A 15,550-nucleotide genomic window follows, 5' to 3' on the forward strand; every position below is an offset into this window, starting at 1 on the left:
TGGGTAGACAGTGCGGACCCGTGCCCACGGCTGAGGTCAGAGATGCGATTCACCCCCGGCCTGAAGGCCGGGGCACTCTCGCAAGATCAGAGGTAGATCTTGTGGCGGGCCAGCCGCGCCGCCACCATCTCCTCGATCTCGTCCTCGTGCCGCCGCGGCCTGCGCACGGTGAACATGGTCCGTGCGTACTCCTCGGTCTGCAGCAGACCGGGCACGGCGAGCACCGCGTACGCGTGGAACTCGACGGCTTCCTCCTCGATCCGCGCCGCATCACGGAAGAAGGCCGGATACCGGGTGAGCGCCACGGCCCGCTTCATGGCGATCAGCAGCCCGTTGCCGTTCAGCAGGCTGTCGAGCCGGTCGATGGTCTCCGGCCGTGGAATGCGGCGCCCCTGCTCGATCGCGGCGATCTGCGCCTCGCTGTATCCGAGTTGTTGGGCGAGCGCGGCCTGGGTGAGTCCCGCCCGCTCGCGGAGGATCTTCATCTGCCTGCCGAAGCACCGCAGAAGTTCGTTGGCGGGGTCCGCCTCCCGTGCCGACGACTGCCCCGTGATCTGCGCCATCGCCCGTCCCCTTCCCTGCTCCGACAGCCACGCGCAGCACCCCCACAACCACACTGTGTAAGAGGCTCGTCACTGGTCACCGTATGCGCGGGCCGCGAGGCTCACCGGCATGACGACTGAGAATCCCCCGTTCGGGAAGGCGGGGCACATCGCCGACCCCGAGACGCGGTTCGCCATGACCTTCACGTCCACGCCGCGCGGGGCGCGCCTGGCCCGACGGCTCGCCTCTCATCGCCTGGACGCCTGGGGCTTCCCGTACGACTCGGAAGTGAACGAGACGCTGACCCTGATCGTGGCGGAACTCGTCGCGAACGCGGTGACGCACGGCCGTGTCCCCGGCCGCGACTTCCATCTGAGCCTGACACTGTCCGCCGCCCGCGATCGTGTACGCGTCGAGGTCACCGACACCAGAGACGACCGCGTGCCGCCGGCCCGGCCGTGCGCGCCCGAGAACCCCGAGGCAGAAGCAGGCCGTGGTCTGTGGTTGGTGACCTGCCTGGCAAGCCGACTGTCCGTCGAGCCACGGGAAGGGGGCGGTCCCGGAAAGACGGTACGAGCCGAGGTGGATCTTCCGATGACGTGCGCGGGGGCCGAACGCCGCGTTCACGTGCCCTTCCGGATGCCGGGCTCACTGCCTGAGTAAGGATCCTCCGGCGACGCGGAGCCGCGCGCACCGGGGAGAATGACCCCATGCCCGACCCAGACGCCCTGCGTGCCCGCTGGACCCGTGCTCTCGAAGGGGTCCGTGGGCCCGGTGGCGGTCCCGACCCGGTGCCGTACGCCGACAATCTGCTCCGGCGCTGGCAGGAGCCGCAGCGGCGCTACCACACGCTCACGCATCTCACCGCCGTCCTCGACCACATCGACCTGCTGGAGGGGTACGCCGACGACCCGGACGTGGTCCGGCTGGCGGCCTGGTTCCACGACGCCGTCTACCGGCCCGAGCGGTCCGAGAACGAGGAGCGGTCCGCCCGTCTCGCCGAGCGCGCCCTCCCGGAGGCCGGGGTGAGCGCCGGGAAGACCGCCGAGGTGGCCCGGCTGGTCCGTCTCACCGTCACGCACGACCCGGCCGACGGCGACCGCGACGGCCAGGTGCTGTGCGACGCCGACCTGGCGATCCTCGCCGCGCCCCCGTCGGCGTACGCCGCCTACACCGCGGCCGTCCGCGAGGAGTACCACTTCATCCCCGGTGCCGCCTTCCGCGAGGGCCGTGCCGCCGTCCTGCGCCGGCTCCTCGCCCTGCCCGCCCTCTTCCGCACCCCGTACGGAGCGGAGCACTGGGAGGCCGCCGCCCGCCACAACCTGACGTCCGAGCTGGAAACGCTGTCGTCGTGACGACCCCGCCGGGTCTACCCTGCGCCGTATGCGCGCATGGGGCGGGGAACAGGTGGAGCAGGCCGTCGCGAGTGCCGTGACCCTGCTGCGGACGGCGGCGGACCGGGACTGGGACGGGGTGAGGGCCGGGCGGCTGGAGTGGAGCTGCCGGCACACCGCGGAGCACACCGCGCATGCCCTCTTCACCTACGCGAGGCAGCTGGCCGGGCGTGCGCAGGACGCGTACCTCCCCTTCCGCCTCGCCCTCGACGAGGGCACCGGCACCGCGGACGTCCTGCGGATGCTCGAGACGGCCGGCGCGCTGCTCGTCGCGACCGTGCGCACCGCCCCGCGCGCGGTGCGGGCCTTCCACCCCTACCCCTTCCGCAGCGTGAACCGCGAGGGCTTCGCCGCGATGGGGGTCACCGAGGTGCTGCTGCACACGCATGACATCGCCGTCGGCCTGGGGCTGGCGTACGAGCCGCCCGCCGAACTGTGCGAGGGCGTGCTGACCCGGATCTTCCCGTGGGTCAGGCCGGGTGCCGCCCCCTGGCCGACCCTGCTGTGGGCCACCGGCCGCGGCGAGCTGCCCGGGCGTGCGCCGGTCACCGAGTGGCGGTGGAACAACCCTCCTGTCCTGCCCACCGAGCGGCTGACCCTGGAGGGCGTCTGCCCCGCCGCCGCCCGCGATCTGAACCACGGCGGCGACGGCGGCTGGGAGTGGGTGGGCGCGCAGCCGGCCGACGGCACCCGCGTGGGCGCGGGGCTCATGTTCCAGCAGTACGAGGACGGGGTGTTCCACCCGCAGTGGGGCATGTACACGCTGGTGCGGCGCGAGGACGACCGCGCGGTGGGCGCCATGGGATTCCACGGCGTCCCGGACGGGACCGGCCGGGTGGAGATCGGCTACGACCTCGTGGTGGGCGCCCGCGGGAACGGCTACGCCACCGAGGCGCTGCGCGCGCTGTCGGCGTGGGCGCTGGCGCAGGACGGCGTACGGACGGTGGCCGCCGTCATCGCCCGGGAGAACACGCCCTCGCAGAACGTCGTCACCCGTGCCGGGTTCACCCGTGTCGCGAAGAACGGCGCCGAGTACGTCTACGAGCTGCGTGCCTGAGTCCATCGCCGGGGGCGGCGCAGCCCTGCGGCGTGCAGCAGCCGCACCACCTCGCGGCTGCTGACCTCGATCGCGCCGGCCGCCACCGCGTCGGCGTAGCGGTGGGCGGGCAGGTCGTAGTGGTCCCGTTCGAAGGCGCGCCGGGGGATGCCCAACGACGCGGCGAAGAGGTGGAGTTCCTCGAAGGAGACGTCGCTGACCAGGTGGGACCACATCAGGCCGTGGCCCGGCCAGGTGGGGGGATCGATGTAGAGGGCCATGGGGTCGTCCGGTGGGTCACCGCCGCGTCATGAGGACGGTTCCCCGCCGCCGGCCGCCTCCGCCAGTCCGCCCACCGGGGCCACCTTCACGCCCGCCTTGGGGCACACCCAGTGCGGGTCGGGTCCGAGTTCGGGCTCGACGTCCAGCGCGTGCGGGTCGCCGTGGCCGCACACCGGGCACAGCGGCCAGCGGCCGTACCGCTCCAGGAGGGCGTCCTGGACGTCCTGCGCGACCAGCCCGGCCACGAACTCCGCGCCGTCCGGCCACTGCTCGACCCACCAGCGGCGCCGGGCGACGGAGTCCTCCACGAGCGAGACCACGTCCGCCTCGGCGACCTCCGCCGCGACCAGATCGGCGAGAACGAGGGCGCGGGCGGCGTGCAGGGCCTGCTCCAGTGGGCTTACGGGGGCCATCATGTCTCCATTGTGCGCAGTCTTGACCGCGTCATCGAACGGAAAATACCTTTCACAGTGTGGCCCAGGGCATAAAAGAAACTTACGGAGGCACAGGCACTTCCGGCGGTATGCCCCCGGTTCCTCCCGCCCCCGCCGCTCTCGCGGCCAAGGTGCGCACGCTCGCGCCCACGATGACCCGCTCCATGCAGCGGGTCGCCGAGGCCGTCGCGAGCGACCCGGCCGGCTGCGCGGCCCTCACGGTCACCGGTCTCGCCGAGCGCACCGGCACCAGCGAGGCGACCGTCGTCCGCACCGCCCGGGTGCTGGGCTATCCGGGCTACCGCGATCTGCGTCTGGCGCTCGCGGGTCTGGCCGCCCAGCAGCAGTCGGGCCGTGCGCCCGCCCTCACGACCGACATCACGGTGGACGACCCCATCGCCGATGTCGTCGCCAAGCTCGCCCACGACGAGCAGCAGACCCTCGCCGACACCGCCGCCGGCCTCGACACGGTCCAGCTCGGCGCGGCCGTCACCGCCCTGGTCTCCGCCCGTCGCATCGACGTCTACGGCATCGGCGCCTCCGGTCTGGTCGCCCAGGACCTCACCCAGAAGCTGCTGCGCATAGGACTGATGGCCCACGCCCCCGGCGATCCGCACCTCGCCGTCACCAACGCGGTGCAGCTGCGTGCCGGCGACGTGGCGGTCGCGATCACCCACTCGGGGTCGACCCGGGACGTGATCGAGCCCCTGCGGGTGGCCTTCGAGCGCGGCGCGACCACCGTCGCGATCACCGGCCGGCCCGACGCGCCCGTCACGCAGTACGCCGACCACGTCCTGACCACCTCCACCGCCCGCGAGAGCGAGCTGCGCCCGGCGGCGATGTCCTCCCGGACCGGTCAGCTGCTGGTGGTGGACTGCCTGTTCGTCGGGGTGGCGCAGCGGACGTACGAGACCGCGGCCCCGGCGCTGGCGGCGTCGTACGAGGCGCTGGCCCACCGGCGCAGCCCGCGGACCAGGCGCGCGTAGCCCGCGCGGCAGGCGCGCGGAGCCGGGCGACGCGCGAGGATCAGTACGGTCGGCCGTACCGCATCGCACGAAGAGAGTCTCCCTTCATGACCTCCACGCCCCCCTACCGTGAGCTGCGCACCGAGTTGGAGGCGCTGACGACCGAGGCGTTCCGCCCCGAGCTGGCGGAGATCGACCGGCTGCCCACGCTGGAGATCGCGCGGCTGATGAACGCCGAGGACGCCACCGTGCCCGCCGCCGTCGCCGGACAGCTGCCGCGGATCGCCGCCGCGATCGACGCGGTGGCCGAGCGGATGGCGCGCGGCGGCCGGCTGCTCTACGCCGGCGCGGGCACGGCGGGGCGGCTGGGCGTGCTCGACGCCTCGGAGTGCCCGCCGACCTTCAACACCGATCCGTCGCAGGTGGTCGGTCTGATCGCGGGCGGCCCCGAGGCCGTGATCACCTCGGTCGAGGGCGCGGAGGACTCGAGGGAACTGGCGGTCGAGGCCCTCGACGCCCTGAAGCTCACCCCGGACGACACGGTGGTCGGCATCTCCGCCTCCGGCCGCACCCCCTACGCCGTCGGCGCGGTGGAGCACGCCCGGAAGCTGGGCGCCCTGACCATCGGCCTGGCCTGCAACGCGAACAGCGCGCTGGCAGCCGCCGCCGAGTACGGCATCGAGGTCGTCGTCGGCCCCGAACTCCTCACCGGCTCCACCCGGCTGAAGGCCGGAACGGCCCAGAAGCTGGTCCTGAACATGATCTCGACGATCACGATGATCCGCCTGGGCAAGACCTACGGGAACCTGATGGTCGACGTACGCGCCTCCAACGACAAGCTCCGCGCCCGCTCCCGCCGTATCGTCGCCCTCGCCACGGGCGCCTCGGACGACGAGATCGAGCGGGCCCTGGCGGCCACGGACGGCGAGGTGAAGAACGCGATCCTCACCCTCCTGGCCGATGTCGACGGCCCGACGGCCGCCCGTCTGCTGGAGGAGTCCGACGGCCATCTGCGCGCCGCCCTCGAGGGGGCGAGGAGCTGAGCCCGGCCTACGCTGGAGGACATCATGAACCACGCCCAGCTCACCGCTCTCGGCCGCGCCCTCCGCCTGCTCGGCGAGCACGGCGAGGCGCTGTCCGCCGACACGCCCGACGCCAAGCTGCACGAGGTGCGGGCGGACCTTCGGCGTGCTCTGGAGCTGCTGGACGAGACCGTGACGACGGCCGCGCCCACCACCCGGTGTCCCGAGCATCCGAACGGGCCCGTCGACACCAGCGCGCCCGATCTGTGTCTGCTGTGCGAGACCCGGCGGCGGGCCGCCCACCGCTCCCGGGTGAACGGCTCCTATCCGGCGTACGACCGTCCCCGCACCGAGCCCGCAGGCCGCGTCCCCTCCCGCTACGGGGTGCGGGGGGACCGGCCGCAGCCCCAGCAGCGGTGGCTGCCGGAGATGTGGAACGGCCGGGAGTGGCAGCTGTGCGGGACCCCGCGCCGGGACCGGCGCGAGGCGGAGCTGTTCATCGCCGCCCAGCGCCGGGCGCCCCGCGCCGCGTCGGCCTACCGGCTCGTGCACGAGTTCACCGACTACGAGGTGGTACGGATCTGGGGCCACCCCGTGCGGACCGACATCGAGCCGATGGGCAGTCCCTAGTACTGCAACGGTGAGTACCGCAACGGTGCTTGCCGTGACCGGTGGCCAGGTCGGTCGCTGGTGTGGTCATGGGTGGGGACCTTGCTGATGTCGGGTTGTGGGCGGGTGAACCGGATGCTGTGCGTGGGCGGTTCGTGCACCGGTTCAGCCGGTCGGAGCCGCGGGAGTCGGCACTGGCCTGTATGCGGGGTCCGATCGCTCCGCTGCAGCGGAAGAACGGCTGGACGCCGGCGGAACAGGCCGGCCACACGGGTCCGGACCGTATTCAGCGGTTGCCGAACCGGATCGGCTGGGATGCCGATGAGGTCCTCGACGACATGCGCCGGTACGCGGTCGACAACCTCGGCGGCCCGAACGCCGTCCTGGTCGTGGACGACACCGGTTTCCTGAAGAAGGGGACGAGGCCGGCCGGGGTGCAGCGGCATCGCCTGGGACATGCACGGTGTGCCGGCGTATGCGGTGAGCCGGGCGGGGTGAGGGGGTGACCGGTGCCGGGGCTTGGGGTGAGGGGGTGGCTGTGGGGGCCCGGGAGTGGTCGCGGCGTGTGGTCCGGGGGTGGGGCGGGGGTGTTTATCATGGCCGGATGGCCGCGCTCGGTGCGTAAGGGTGCGGGTGCGGCAGGTCGGGTTGCGGCTGGTGGGAGCACAGTGGCGATGGCAGTGCCGGGGCGCCGGTCGACGGGTGCGCGAGAGGGCGGCGGGGCGTTCCGCATCGAGCCGGTGTCCCGGGTCGCGGACCGGGTCGCGGAGCAGATCCGCTCCTACATCGTGGATGAGGATCTGGCTGAGGGGGAGCGGCTGCCCAGTGAGCGGCGGCTGGCGGAGCTGGTGGGCAGTTCCCGTCCGACGGTCAGTCAGGCGTTGCGGTCGCTGGCGGTGCAGGGGCTGGTGACGATCCGGCCGGGTTCCGGTGCGTACGTGCTGCGCCGGCCGGCGAGCATGGTGGACGCGAGCATTGAGCTGATGCTGCGTCTGGAGCCGGATTCCGTCGGGGAGGCGGCGCATCTGCGGTTCCTGCTGGAGCTGACGGCGGGGCGGCAGGCGATCGCGCACCGGGCCGGGGACCTGGAGCCGCTGGAGCGGGCGCTGGAGGGTCTGCGGCGGGCGCGGGGGAGTGCGGCGGAGTGGATCGCGGCCGACACGGTGTTCCATGTCGAGGTCGTGCGCCTGGCCGGCAACCGGTTTCTGACGAGCCTGTTCTCCAGCGTGCACACCGCGCTGGTGGAGAAGGCGTACGAGCGGTGGGTGGCCGGCGAGCAGGCGCCGAGCTGGCTGACGGGCGAGGGGTTCGAGGAGCAGATCGCTTTGCACGAGCCGATGGCGCAGGCGCTGGCGCAGGGCCGGCGCCGGGAGTTCGAGCGTGCCGCGATCGCCCACCAGCGTGCGCTGCTGGAGCACATGGACTTGCACCTGCCCGGCTGGGACCGCGGCCTGTAGCCCGCCGTGCGCCCGCACGTGCGCGGGCCGGCCCCGCCGTATCCCTCGCCGGCAGGGGATACGGGACGGTTCCCGCTGCCGGGAAGCGCAAGCCCCCACACCCGCAGCAGCCGGGAACAGCCCCACTGCCCGTCCCCTTTTCCGGGCATGCCGATCCCCTGACAGGCGGAAGCGGCAGAACGTCTCACCGCGGTCCCGGTCCGCCCGGCCCACCGGCCCGGCGCACCCCTGACGCCCTTCGGCCCAGGACACACAGGGGGCACCCCTGGGGGACCGTGCCCGGCAGCTGCGGCCACGCAGCGACCGGCAAGCGCCGCAAGGCGATTGCCGCCCCGAGCCCCGGCCCGAGCCTCGGCCCGAGCCTCGGCCCGTGCCCCGGCTGCGCTCTGGCCGTGTCCGGGACGGACGGATGCGGCCTCACCCGCCCCGCCCGCCTGCCCCTGTCTGTGCGCACCCCGCCCGTCTGCCCGCCACCCTCTTCCCCGGCCCATCGTGCTCCCGCTCCGCTGATCGCTGCTGTCCGCCCGCCGTACCGCCGTCTCCCTGCAGGGCCTGCCCGCCGCCCCCGTGCCCGTGACGCGGATCACACAACGGCAATGGGGGCGGGCGGAATATCCGCGGCCCGGAATTGGCTATGCCACCTGTCCGATGAATTGGCTAAGCCACTTAGCCGAATAGAGGAGGGGGCGGCCCGGCACGGGGCCGCCCCCCAGGGACACGAAGGCCGGAACATGACCTGGACCAACAACGGCACACCAGCCCGGGCACACCCCACCCGGACCGCTGACGGCCGGACCACCGGCAGACCGCCACCCCACCGGGCAGCACGCGCCACACCAGGGCGGGCACCTCCCGCCCGCCCCCAGGGGGGACGGCGCGGCGCCCGGGCAGCCCCTGGGCGAGGCGGGCATCCGGTTCAGGACACGATCCCGGCCCGGAAGAACCAGCGGGAAAACCTGCCGACCAGCACCCCAGGCCGGTGCGCACACCCCGCGCAACCAGCCCCCGCACCCCCGCCCGGCACACCCACCGAACCCCACCCCCAACCCGAACCCACCACCTGACCCCCACCCCCAGGTCGCACCCTCCCCTTCTTTTCCTTCACACCCGAGCACACGACCACCCACCCCCCTCGCCCGCTCCCTGCGGAGCGAACCCGCCCCTGGGAACGGGGGGACGAACCCGCGAAAGAAGCACGACCATGCCGTCTGCACCCATGGACGTCGAAGCAGCCGTCGTCGAGGCGAAAGGCGACCCCTTCCGCATCAGGACGGTCCCCCTCGAAGAGCCCCGCCCCGACGAGGTCCTCGTCCGCGTCGTCGCCACCGGCGTCTGCCAGACCGACGCCCACAGCCGCAACCAGGACTATCCCATCCCGATGCCCGTGATCCTCGGCCACGAAGGCGCCGGCATCATTGAACAGGTCGGCTCCGCCGTGAAGGACCTGGCCCCCGGCGACCGCGTCGCGATGACCTTCCCCTCCTGCGGACGCTGCGACGCCTGCCGCGCCGGGTTCCCCGCCAACTGCACCCACGGCTTCGAACTGGCCTTCGGCGCCTCCCGCCAGGACGGCACCAACGCCTACGGCGACGGCGTCCACGGCCACTTCTTCGGCCAGTCCTCCTTCGCCCGCTACGCCCTGGCCACCGAACGCAACACCGTGCGCCTCCCCGACGACATGCCGCTGGAACTGGCCGGCCCGCTCGGCTGCGGCATGCAGACCGGCGCCGGCGCCGTGATGAACTCCCTCGAGGTCGGCGCCGGCGAGTCCCTGGTCGTCCTGGGCACCGGAGCGGTCGGCCTGGCCGCCGTGATGGCCGCCAAGGCCGTCGGCGCCACCACCATCGTCGCCGTCGACATCAACCCCTCCCGCCTGGCCCTGGCCGAGGAACTCGGCGCCACCCACACCGTCAACGCCTCCACCGAGGACACCGACGCGCGGCTGCGGCAGATCCGCCCCGACGGATACCACTACATCCTCGAGATCACCGCCCAGCCCCGCATGCTCGCCCTCGCCGTCGACCACCTGCGCCCCATGGGAACGGCCGCCCTCATCGGCGGAGCCCCGGCCGGCACCACCGCCCCCATCGACATGAACCGCCTCCTCAACGGCGGCCGCCGGCTGCGCGGCATCGCCCAGGGCGACTCCGTCCCGCAGATCTTCATCCCCCAGCTGGTCGACCTCTACCGCGCGGGCAAGTTCCCCGTGGACCGCCTGGTGCGCACCTACGACTTCGCCGACATCAACCAGGCCTTCGCCGACGCCGCCAGCGGCAAGGTCATCAAGCCCGTCCTCCTCATGAACTGACCCCGCCCCCGGCCCCGGGGACCAGAACCACCGGACCCCGGACCCCGAGATCCGGAACCGGAACCCCGGGCCCCGGCCCCGGCCCCCGGCCCGCACCCTCCGCGCTTCCGGCCCCCCGGGACATCACTGCGCCCAGGCACCCGCCCGCGGCCACGGCGCCCCCGGCCCTCGGCCGACAGGCCGCCCGGCCGCAGCCCCGGCCCCCCCGGGGCCCGCCCCCCGTCAGAGGGCAGCCCCGGACAACAGGCCCCCAAGACCCCGGCCGCCCCGAGCGGCCGGCAACCACACCACGACCACACCAACCCAACCAACCACCAACCCAACCCCAACACACCAAGGAACACCACCCATGACGGACAACACCAAGCCCGCCTGGCTCGTGGACGACCTCGGCCCCAAGGGCGCCAGCTTTGTCAAGCTCTCCGACTTCGCGCCCCCGCCCGAGCGCTCCCACGGCATCCTCTTCACCCGCGACCGCCTCGAGAAGGGCTACCACGTCTCGGAGATCCGCGACGGCGTCTACTGGGTCTCCATCGGCTGGTACGACTGCATGTTCGTCGTCACCGGATCCGGCGTCGTCGTCCTCGACGCACCCCCCGCCATCGGCGAACGCCTCCTGGCCGCCATCGAGTCCGTCACCCGCGAGCCGGTCACCCACCTCATCTACAGCCACTGGCACGCCGACCACATCGGCGCCGCCTCCATGTTCGGCCCCGACATCACCATCGTCGCCCACGAACGCACCCGCGAGCTGCTCGCCCGCTTCCCCGACCCCTACCGGCCCCTGCCCACCGAGACCTTCGCCACCGACGCCACCCTCGAGGTCGGCGGCGTCCCCATCGAGCTGTCCTACAAGGGCCAGAACCACACCGAGGGCAACATCTTCACCTACCTGCCCCGCCAGAAGGTCCTCGGCGCCATCGACATCGCCAGCCCCGCCTGGGTCACCTTCCGCGACTGCGACTCCTCCGAGAACCTCGCCGGCTGGGAACAGGCCCACCACCAGGTCCTCGAGTACGACTTCGACACCGTCGTCAGCGGCCACGTCTCCCGCCTGGGCAACCGCGCCGACGTCGAGGAAGGCGTCGAGTACATCGACGACCTGGTCCGCTACTCCCGCGAAGCCCTCGAGACCATCCCCATGGAGTACTTCCACGCCGGCATGGACGGCCCCTACAAGGCCGCCTTCCGCGCCGTGGAGGAGAACTACTTCGCCGCCCTGGTCAACTACGTCACCAAGAAGGTCCTGGAGCGCACCACCTCCAACGGCCAGCGCTGGGAGGAGCGCCTCAACGGCGCCGACGTCCTGACCAAGCACAACGCCTACGCGATGCTCGAGAAGACCCGCCTGGAACGCACCCACAACGGCTACATGCGGCGCGACGGCACCCCCACCAGCGACAAGTTCTTCATCTGACCCGCCCGCACCACGAACGGCACCCCAACACCACCATGACCACCACAACCGACACCGACGCCATCCGCGCCCTGATCGACAACTGGATCCTGTGGCGCGACGCCGGCGACTGGGACCGCTTCCGCACCGTCTTCCACCCCGGCGCCCGCGTCCTGGCCACCTGGCAGCAGGGCAGCGCCGACGACTTCATCGCCGCCTCGAAGGACGGCTGGGAGCGCGGCGTGAGCATCCTGCACTCCCACGGCGGCACCACCATCGACGTCGCCGGCGACCGCGCCGTCGCCCAGACGAAGATGACCATCGCCCAGCGCGCCGACGTCGACGGCGTCATGTGCGACGTCGTATGCACCGGCCGGTTCTACGACTTCTTCGCCAAGCGCGACGGCCGCTGGGGCATGGTCCTGCGCCAGCCCATCTACGAACGCGACCGCCTCGACCCCGTCACCCCCGGCGCCTGGCCCGACCTGGACCCGGAGCTGCTCGCCCGCTTCCCGGCCGGCTACCGCCACCTGGCCTACCTGCAGACCCGGCTCGGCTACGCCGTCAAGACCGACATGCCCGGCACCACCGGCCCGCGCACCGACGCCCTCTACGCCCTCGGCCGGGCCTGGCTCGACGGCACCGCCGACAGCCTCGACCACTGGACATAACCCACCCCCACCCCCACACGCACCGGCCGGGGCCGTGCCCCGCCCGGCCCCGGCCCCCCACCCCCCCACGGAAAGGCACCCACCATGCGCGCGGTCCGCATCACCGCCCACGGAGGACCCGACGCCCTCACCGTCCAGGACATCCCCACCCCCCGCCGCACCCCCGGCACCGTCCTGGTCCATGTGCGCGCCGCCACCGTCAACCCCGTCGACCTCGCCAACCTGGCCGGCAAGGTCACCTCGGCCGTCCACCGCCCCGCAACCCCCCTGCCCCGCACCGCGGGCCGCGACTACGCCGGCGTCGTCACCGACGGGCCCGACCACCTGCGCGGCCTCGAGGTCTGGGGCACCAGCGGAGGACTGGCCGTCACCCACGACGGCGCCCAGGCCGACTACCTCCTCGTCCCCGAGGACACCGTCCGCCCCAAACCCGCCTCCCTCACCTTCGCCCAGGCAGCCGCCGCCGGACTCACCCACACCGTGGCCTGGCTCGCCCTCGCCGACCGCCTCAACCTCCACGCCGGCGAAACCCTCCTGGTCACCGGCGCCTCCGGAGCCGTCGCCCGCGCCGCCACCGACATCGCCCACTGGCGCGGCGCCACCGTCATCGCCGCCGACCGGCGCCTGGCCGACGACCTCACCGCCGACGTCACCATCGACACCACCACCCACGACCTCACCCGGGCCGTCCTGCGCGCCACCGACGGCACCGGCGTCGACGCCGTCCTCGACACCGTCGGCGGCCCCCTGCTCAACCCCGCCCTCACCACGCTGCGCCCCGGCGGCCGCGCCGCCGTCATCGCCAGCGCCCTCAGCCCCACCGCCACCGTCGACGTCCTCGACTTCTACCGCAACGAACGCACCCTCCACGGCGTCAACACCCTCGACCTGCCCCTGGCGAAGGCCGCCGACGTCCTGGACATCCTGCGCCGCGGCTTCGACACCGGCGCCCTCACACCCCCCAGGACCACCACCTTCCCCCTTGACCAGGCCTCCGCCGCCTACCAGGCCGTCATCGACGGCACCCCCGGCACCAAGATCGTCCTCACCACCTGACCCCACCCCACCCGACCCCCGGCCCCCGGAGCCACGGGCTCCCGGGGCCCGGCACCCCACCACCCACCAAACCACCACCAACCTCAACCACCCCAACCCACACGGACACACCATGCCCCACCCCATCACCCCCACCACCCCGGCCCAGAACTGGATCGACGGCGCCTGGACGGACTCCCCCGTCCACGACGACAGCTACGACCCCGCCACCGGCACCCACATCGGCACCTACGCCAAGGCCACCCGCGCCCAGGTCGAGCAGGCCATCGCCGCCGCCCACCGCGCCTTCCGCACCACCTCCTGGCGCCACGACCGCCAGCTGCGCGCCGCCGTCCTCAACACCATGGCCGACCGCGTCGAGGAACGCCGCGACGACCTCATCGATCTCCTCGCCCTCGACAACGGCAAGATCAAGACCGAAGCCGCCCTCGAGATCGACATGGTCGCCCCCAAGCTGCGCTACAACGCCGCACTCGCCCTCAGCGACTTCGGCCGCGCCGCCGAAGTACGCCCCGGCCGCTACTCGATGGTGGTCCGCGAGCCCCTCGGCGTCGCCGGCGTCATCACCCCGTGGAACTCCCCGGTCATCCTGACCATCCGCTCCCTGGCCCCGGCCCTGGCAGCCGGCTGCACGGCCGTGGTCAAGCTCCCCGAGCAGACCGCCCAGATCAACCGCCTGTTCACCGAGATCATCGCCCAGACCGACGGCCTCGAACCCGGCATCGTGAACATGTTCACCGCCGACCGCGACGCCGCGGCCGCCCTCATCGACTCACCCGACGTCCCCGCCATCAGCTTCACCGGCAGCACCGCCACCGGAAAGGCCATCTCCGCCGCCGGCGCCGCCCACCTCAAGCGCTTCGGCCTCGAACTCGGCGGCAAGACCCCGATCATCCTCTTCGAGTCCGCCGACCTCACCCAGGCCCTCCCCGTCGTCGAGAAGGCCCTCACCACCTTCGCCGGGCAGTTCTGCATGACCGGAAGCCGCCTGCTCGTCCACCGCTCCCTCGCCGACCAGGTCCGCGACCAGCTCGCCCGGCGCCTGCGCGCCGTCCGGCCCGGCCCCGCCGCCGACCCCGCCAGCGACATGGGCCCCCTCATCGACCAGGCCAACGTCACCCGCGTCAACACCCTCGTCGAGAACGCCATCGCCGCCGGCGCCCGCCCCGTCGTCCGCGGCGGCCCCGTCACCGACGGCCCCCTCGCCAACGGCGCCTTCTACCGCCCCACCCTCCTCGAAGTCACCGACCCCACCCTCGACATCGTCCAGGAGGAAGTCTTCGGCCCCGTTCTGACCATGCAGGTCTTCGACACCGAGACCGAGGCCATAGCGCTCGCCAACGACAGCGTCTACGGCCTGGCCGCCAGCGTCTGGAGCCGCGACGTCGACCAGCCCCTGCGCGTCGCCCGCGAACTCGAGGCCGGCACCGTCTGGATCAACGACTGGGCCACCATCTACGACGAGTTCGAGGAAGGCGGCTACAAGCACAGCGGCCAGGGCCGCCTCAACGGCATCGCCGCTCTCGAGGACTTCACCGAGTACAAGCACATCGCCCTGCGCCCCGGCACCATCGAGCACTGACCGCCGCCCGGCCCGGCGGCACACCCCCGCCGGGCCGGACCCGCACGGAAGACTCCGCCCCAGCGCCGCTCAGCCCTCACCAGGCCGGAGCGCCACGGGCGCCACCACACCCCTGCACGCACAGCGCAGCACACACCACCGTCAGGAAAGAAGATGGCACACCTGAAGATCATCGTCGCCAGCACCCGGCCAGGACGCGTCGGCCTGCCCGTCGCCCAATGGGTCGAGTCGGAAGCCCGCGCACACAACGGCTTCGACGACATCGAACTCGTCGACCTGGCAGAGCTCAACCTGCCCTTCATGAACGAACCCCACCACCCACGACTGGGCCAGTACGTCCACCAGCACACCCGTGACTGGAGCAAGAAGGTCGCCGAGGCCGACGCCTTCATCTTCGTCATGCCCGAATACAACTACGGCTACAACGCCGAACTGAAGAACGCCCTCGACTACCTGTACAACGAATGGCAGTACAAGCCCGTCGGCCTGGCCAGCTACGGCGGCGTCTCCGCCGGCACCCGCGCCGCCCAGATGATCAAACAGGTGGTCACCACCCTCAAGATGGTGCCCCTCAACGAGGCGATCTCCATCCCCTTCGTCCACGACTTCCTCGACGACAGCAGGACCATCGTCCCCAACGACGTCATGCGCGAGGCAGCCACTCTCATGCTCGACGAACTCGTCCGCGTCGAAGCGGCCCTCCGCCCCCTGCGCGCACCACAGCCGGACACACACTGACCGCCCACCCGCACCTGTCGGCGTACACACCGTCGCCGAGCTCGGTCCAGTACTGCG

At 72.5% G+C, this 15,550-nt stretch carries 16 protein-coding genes and 1 pseudogene; 14 read left to right on the top strand and 3 right to left on the bottom strand.

From position 1 onward, the window contains the following. Window positions 1-86: 86 nt before the first annotated feature. Complete coding sequence (locus tag ABD224_RS20325; RefSeq protein ID WP_344051912.1) at window positions 87-563, bottom strand: helix-turn-helix domain-containing protein; 477 nt, start codon at window positions 561-563, stop codon at window positions 87-89. 109 nt (window positions 564-672) lie between these two features. Between ABD224_RS20325 and ABD224_RS20330 the strand changes: the two genes are divergently transcribed. From ABD224_RS20330 to ABD224_RS20340, 3 genes are read left to right on the top strand one after another with little or no spacing between them, the layout of a single operon-like run. Further along, window positions 673-1,206 carry an ATP-binding protein gene (locus ABD224_RS20330; protein WP_344051914.1) on the top strand — a complete coding sequence of 178 codons (534 nt, stop codon included), beginning with the start codon at window positions 673-675 and terminating at the stop codon, window positions 1,204-1,206. Window positions 1,207-1,253: 47 nt separating this feature from the next. Further along, complete coding sequence (locus ABD224_RS20335) at window positions 1,254-1,898, top strand: HD domain-containing protein (protein WP_344051916.1); 645 nt, start codon at window positions 1,254-1,256, stop codon at window positions 1,896-1,898. 28 nt (window positions 1,899-1,926) lie between these two features. Further along, window positions 1,927-2,994 (top strand): GNAT family N-acetyltransferase, encoded by a 1,068-nt coding sequence (locus ABD224_RS20340; protein WP_344051918.1) that lies wholly within the window; start codon window positions 1,927-1,929, stop codon window positions 2,992-2,994. Here the strand turns inward: ABD224_RS20340 and ABD224_RS20345 are convergent. Continuing rightward, window positions 2,976-3,254 (bottom strand): DUF4031 domain-containing protein, encoded by a 279-nt coding sequence (locus tag ABD224_RS20345; RefSeq protein ID WP_344051920.1) that lies wholly within the window; start codon window positions 3,252-3,254, stop codon window positions 2,976-2,978. The two genes, ABD224_RS20340 and ABD224_RS20345, sit on opposite strands and share 19 nt — an antisense overlap. 27 nt (window positions 3,255-3,281) lie before the next feature. Next, complete coding sequence (locus tag ABD224_RS20350) at window positions 3,282-3,668, bottom strand: hypothetical protein (protein WP_344052037.1); 387 nt, start codon at window positions 3,666-3,668, stop codon at window positions 3,282-3,284. Window positions 3,669-3,778: 110 nt separating this feature from the next. Between ABD224_RS20350 and ABD224_RS20355 the strand changes: the two genes are divergently transcribed. The 11 genes and pseudogenes from ABD224_RS20355 (at window position 3,779) to ABD224_RS20405 (ending at window position 15,493) form a co-directional block, all read left to right on the top strand. Further along, window positions 3,779-4,675 (top strand): MurR/RpiR family transcriptional regulator, encoded by an 897-nt coding sequence (locus ABD224_RS20355; protein WP_344051922.1) that lies wholly within the window; start codon window positions 3,779-3,781, stop codon window positions 4,673-4,675. A gap of 86 nt (window positions 4,676-4,761) precedes the next feature. After that, entirely contained in the window at window positions 4,762-5,697 is a 936-nt protein-coding gene (gene murQ, locus ABD224_RS20360) for an N-acetylmuramic acid 6-phosphate etherase (RefSeq protein WP_344051924.1), read from the top strand. A 24-nt stretch (window positions 5,698-5,721) separates the two neighbouring features. Beyond that, window positions 5,722-6,306 carry a hypothetical protein gene (locus tag ABD224_RS20365; RefSeq protein ID WP_344051926.1) on the top strand — a complete coding sequence of 195 codons (585 nt, stop codon included), beginning with the start codon at window positions 5,722-5,724 and terminating at the stop codon, window positions 6,304-6,306. Between the two features lie 68 nt (window positions 6,307-6,374). After that, window positions 6,375-6,746: pseudogene (locus ABD224_RS20370) on the top strand (transposase); the annotation flags it as partial. 213 nt (window positions 6,747-6,959) lie between these two features. Then, window positions 6,960-7,742, top strand: a complete 783-nt coding sequence (locus tag ABD224_RS20375; RefSeq protein ID WP_344051928.1) for a FadR/GntR family transcriptional regulator — start codon at window positions 6,960-6,962, stop codon at window positions 7,740-7,742. Between the two features lie 1,201 nt (window positions 7,743-8,943). After that, window positions 8,944-10,050, top strand: a complete 1,107-nt coding sequence (locus ABD224_RS20380; protein ID WP_344051930.1) for an NAD(P)-dependent alcohol dehydrogenase — start codon at window positions 8,944-8,946, stop codon at window positions 10,048-10,050. A 349-nt stretch (window positions 10,051-10,399) separates the two neighbouring features. Beyond that, complete coding sequence (locus ABD224_RS20385; protein WP_344051932.1) at window positions 10,400-11,467, top strand: MBL fold metallo-hydrolase; 1,068 nt, start codon at window positions 10,400-10,402, stop codon at window positions 11,465-11,467. Window positions 11,468-11,502: 35 nt separating this feature from the next. Next, entirely contained in the window at window positions 11,503-12,117 is a 615-nt protein-coding gene (locus ABD224_RS20390) for a nuclear transport factor 2 family protein (protein WP_344051934.1), read from the top strand. 84 nt (window positions 12,118-12,201) lie between these two features. Beyond that, window positions 12,202-13,173: a quinone oxidoreductase family protein gene (locus ABD224_RS20395; RefSeq protein ID WP_344051936.1), complete on the top strand. Its 972-nt coding sequence runs from the start codon at window positions 12,202-12,204 to the stop codon at window positions 13,171-13,173. A gap of 112 nt (window positions 13,174-13,285) precedes the next feature. Then, the gene (locus tag ABD224_RS20400) at window positions 13,286-14,755 is read left to right on the top strand and encodes an aldehyde dehydrogenase family protein (protein WP_344051938.1); all 1,470 of its coding nucleotides are present in this window, start codon (window positions 13,286-13,288) and stop codon (window positions 14,753-14,755) included. 153 nt (window positions 14,756-14,908) lie between these two features. Next, the gene (locus ABD224_RS20405; RefSeq protein ID WP_344051940.1) at window positions 14,909-15,493 is read left to right on the top strand and encodes an NADPH-dependent FMN reductase; all 585 of its coding nucleotides are present in this window, start codon (window positions 14,909-14,911) and stop codon (window positions 15,491-15,493) included. Window positions 15,494-15,550 lie beyond the last annotated feature (57 nt).

This window comes from Streptomyces thermoalcalitolerans (assembly GCF_039525155.1).
GTDB lineage: Bacteria > Actinomycetota > Actinomycetes > Streptomycetales > Streptomycetaceae > Streptomyces > Streptomyces thermovulgaris.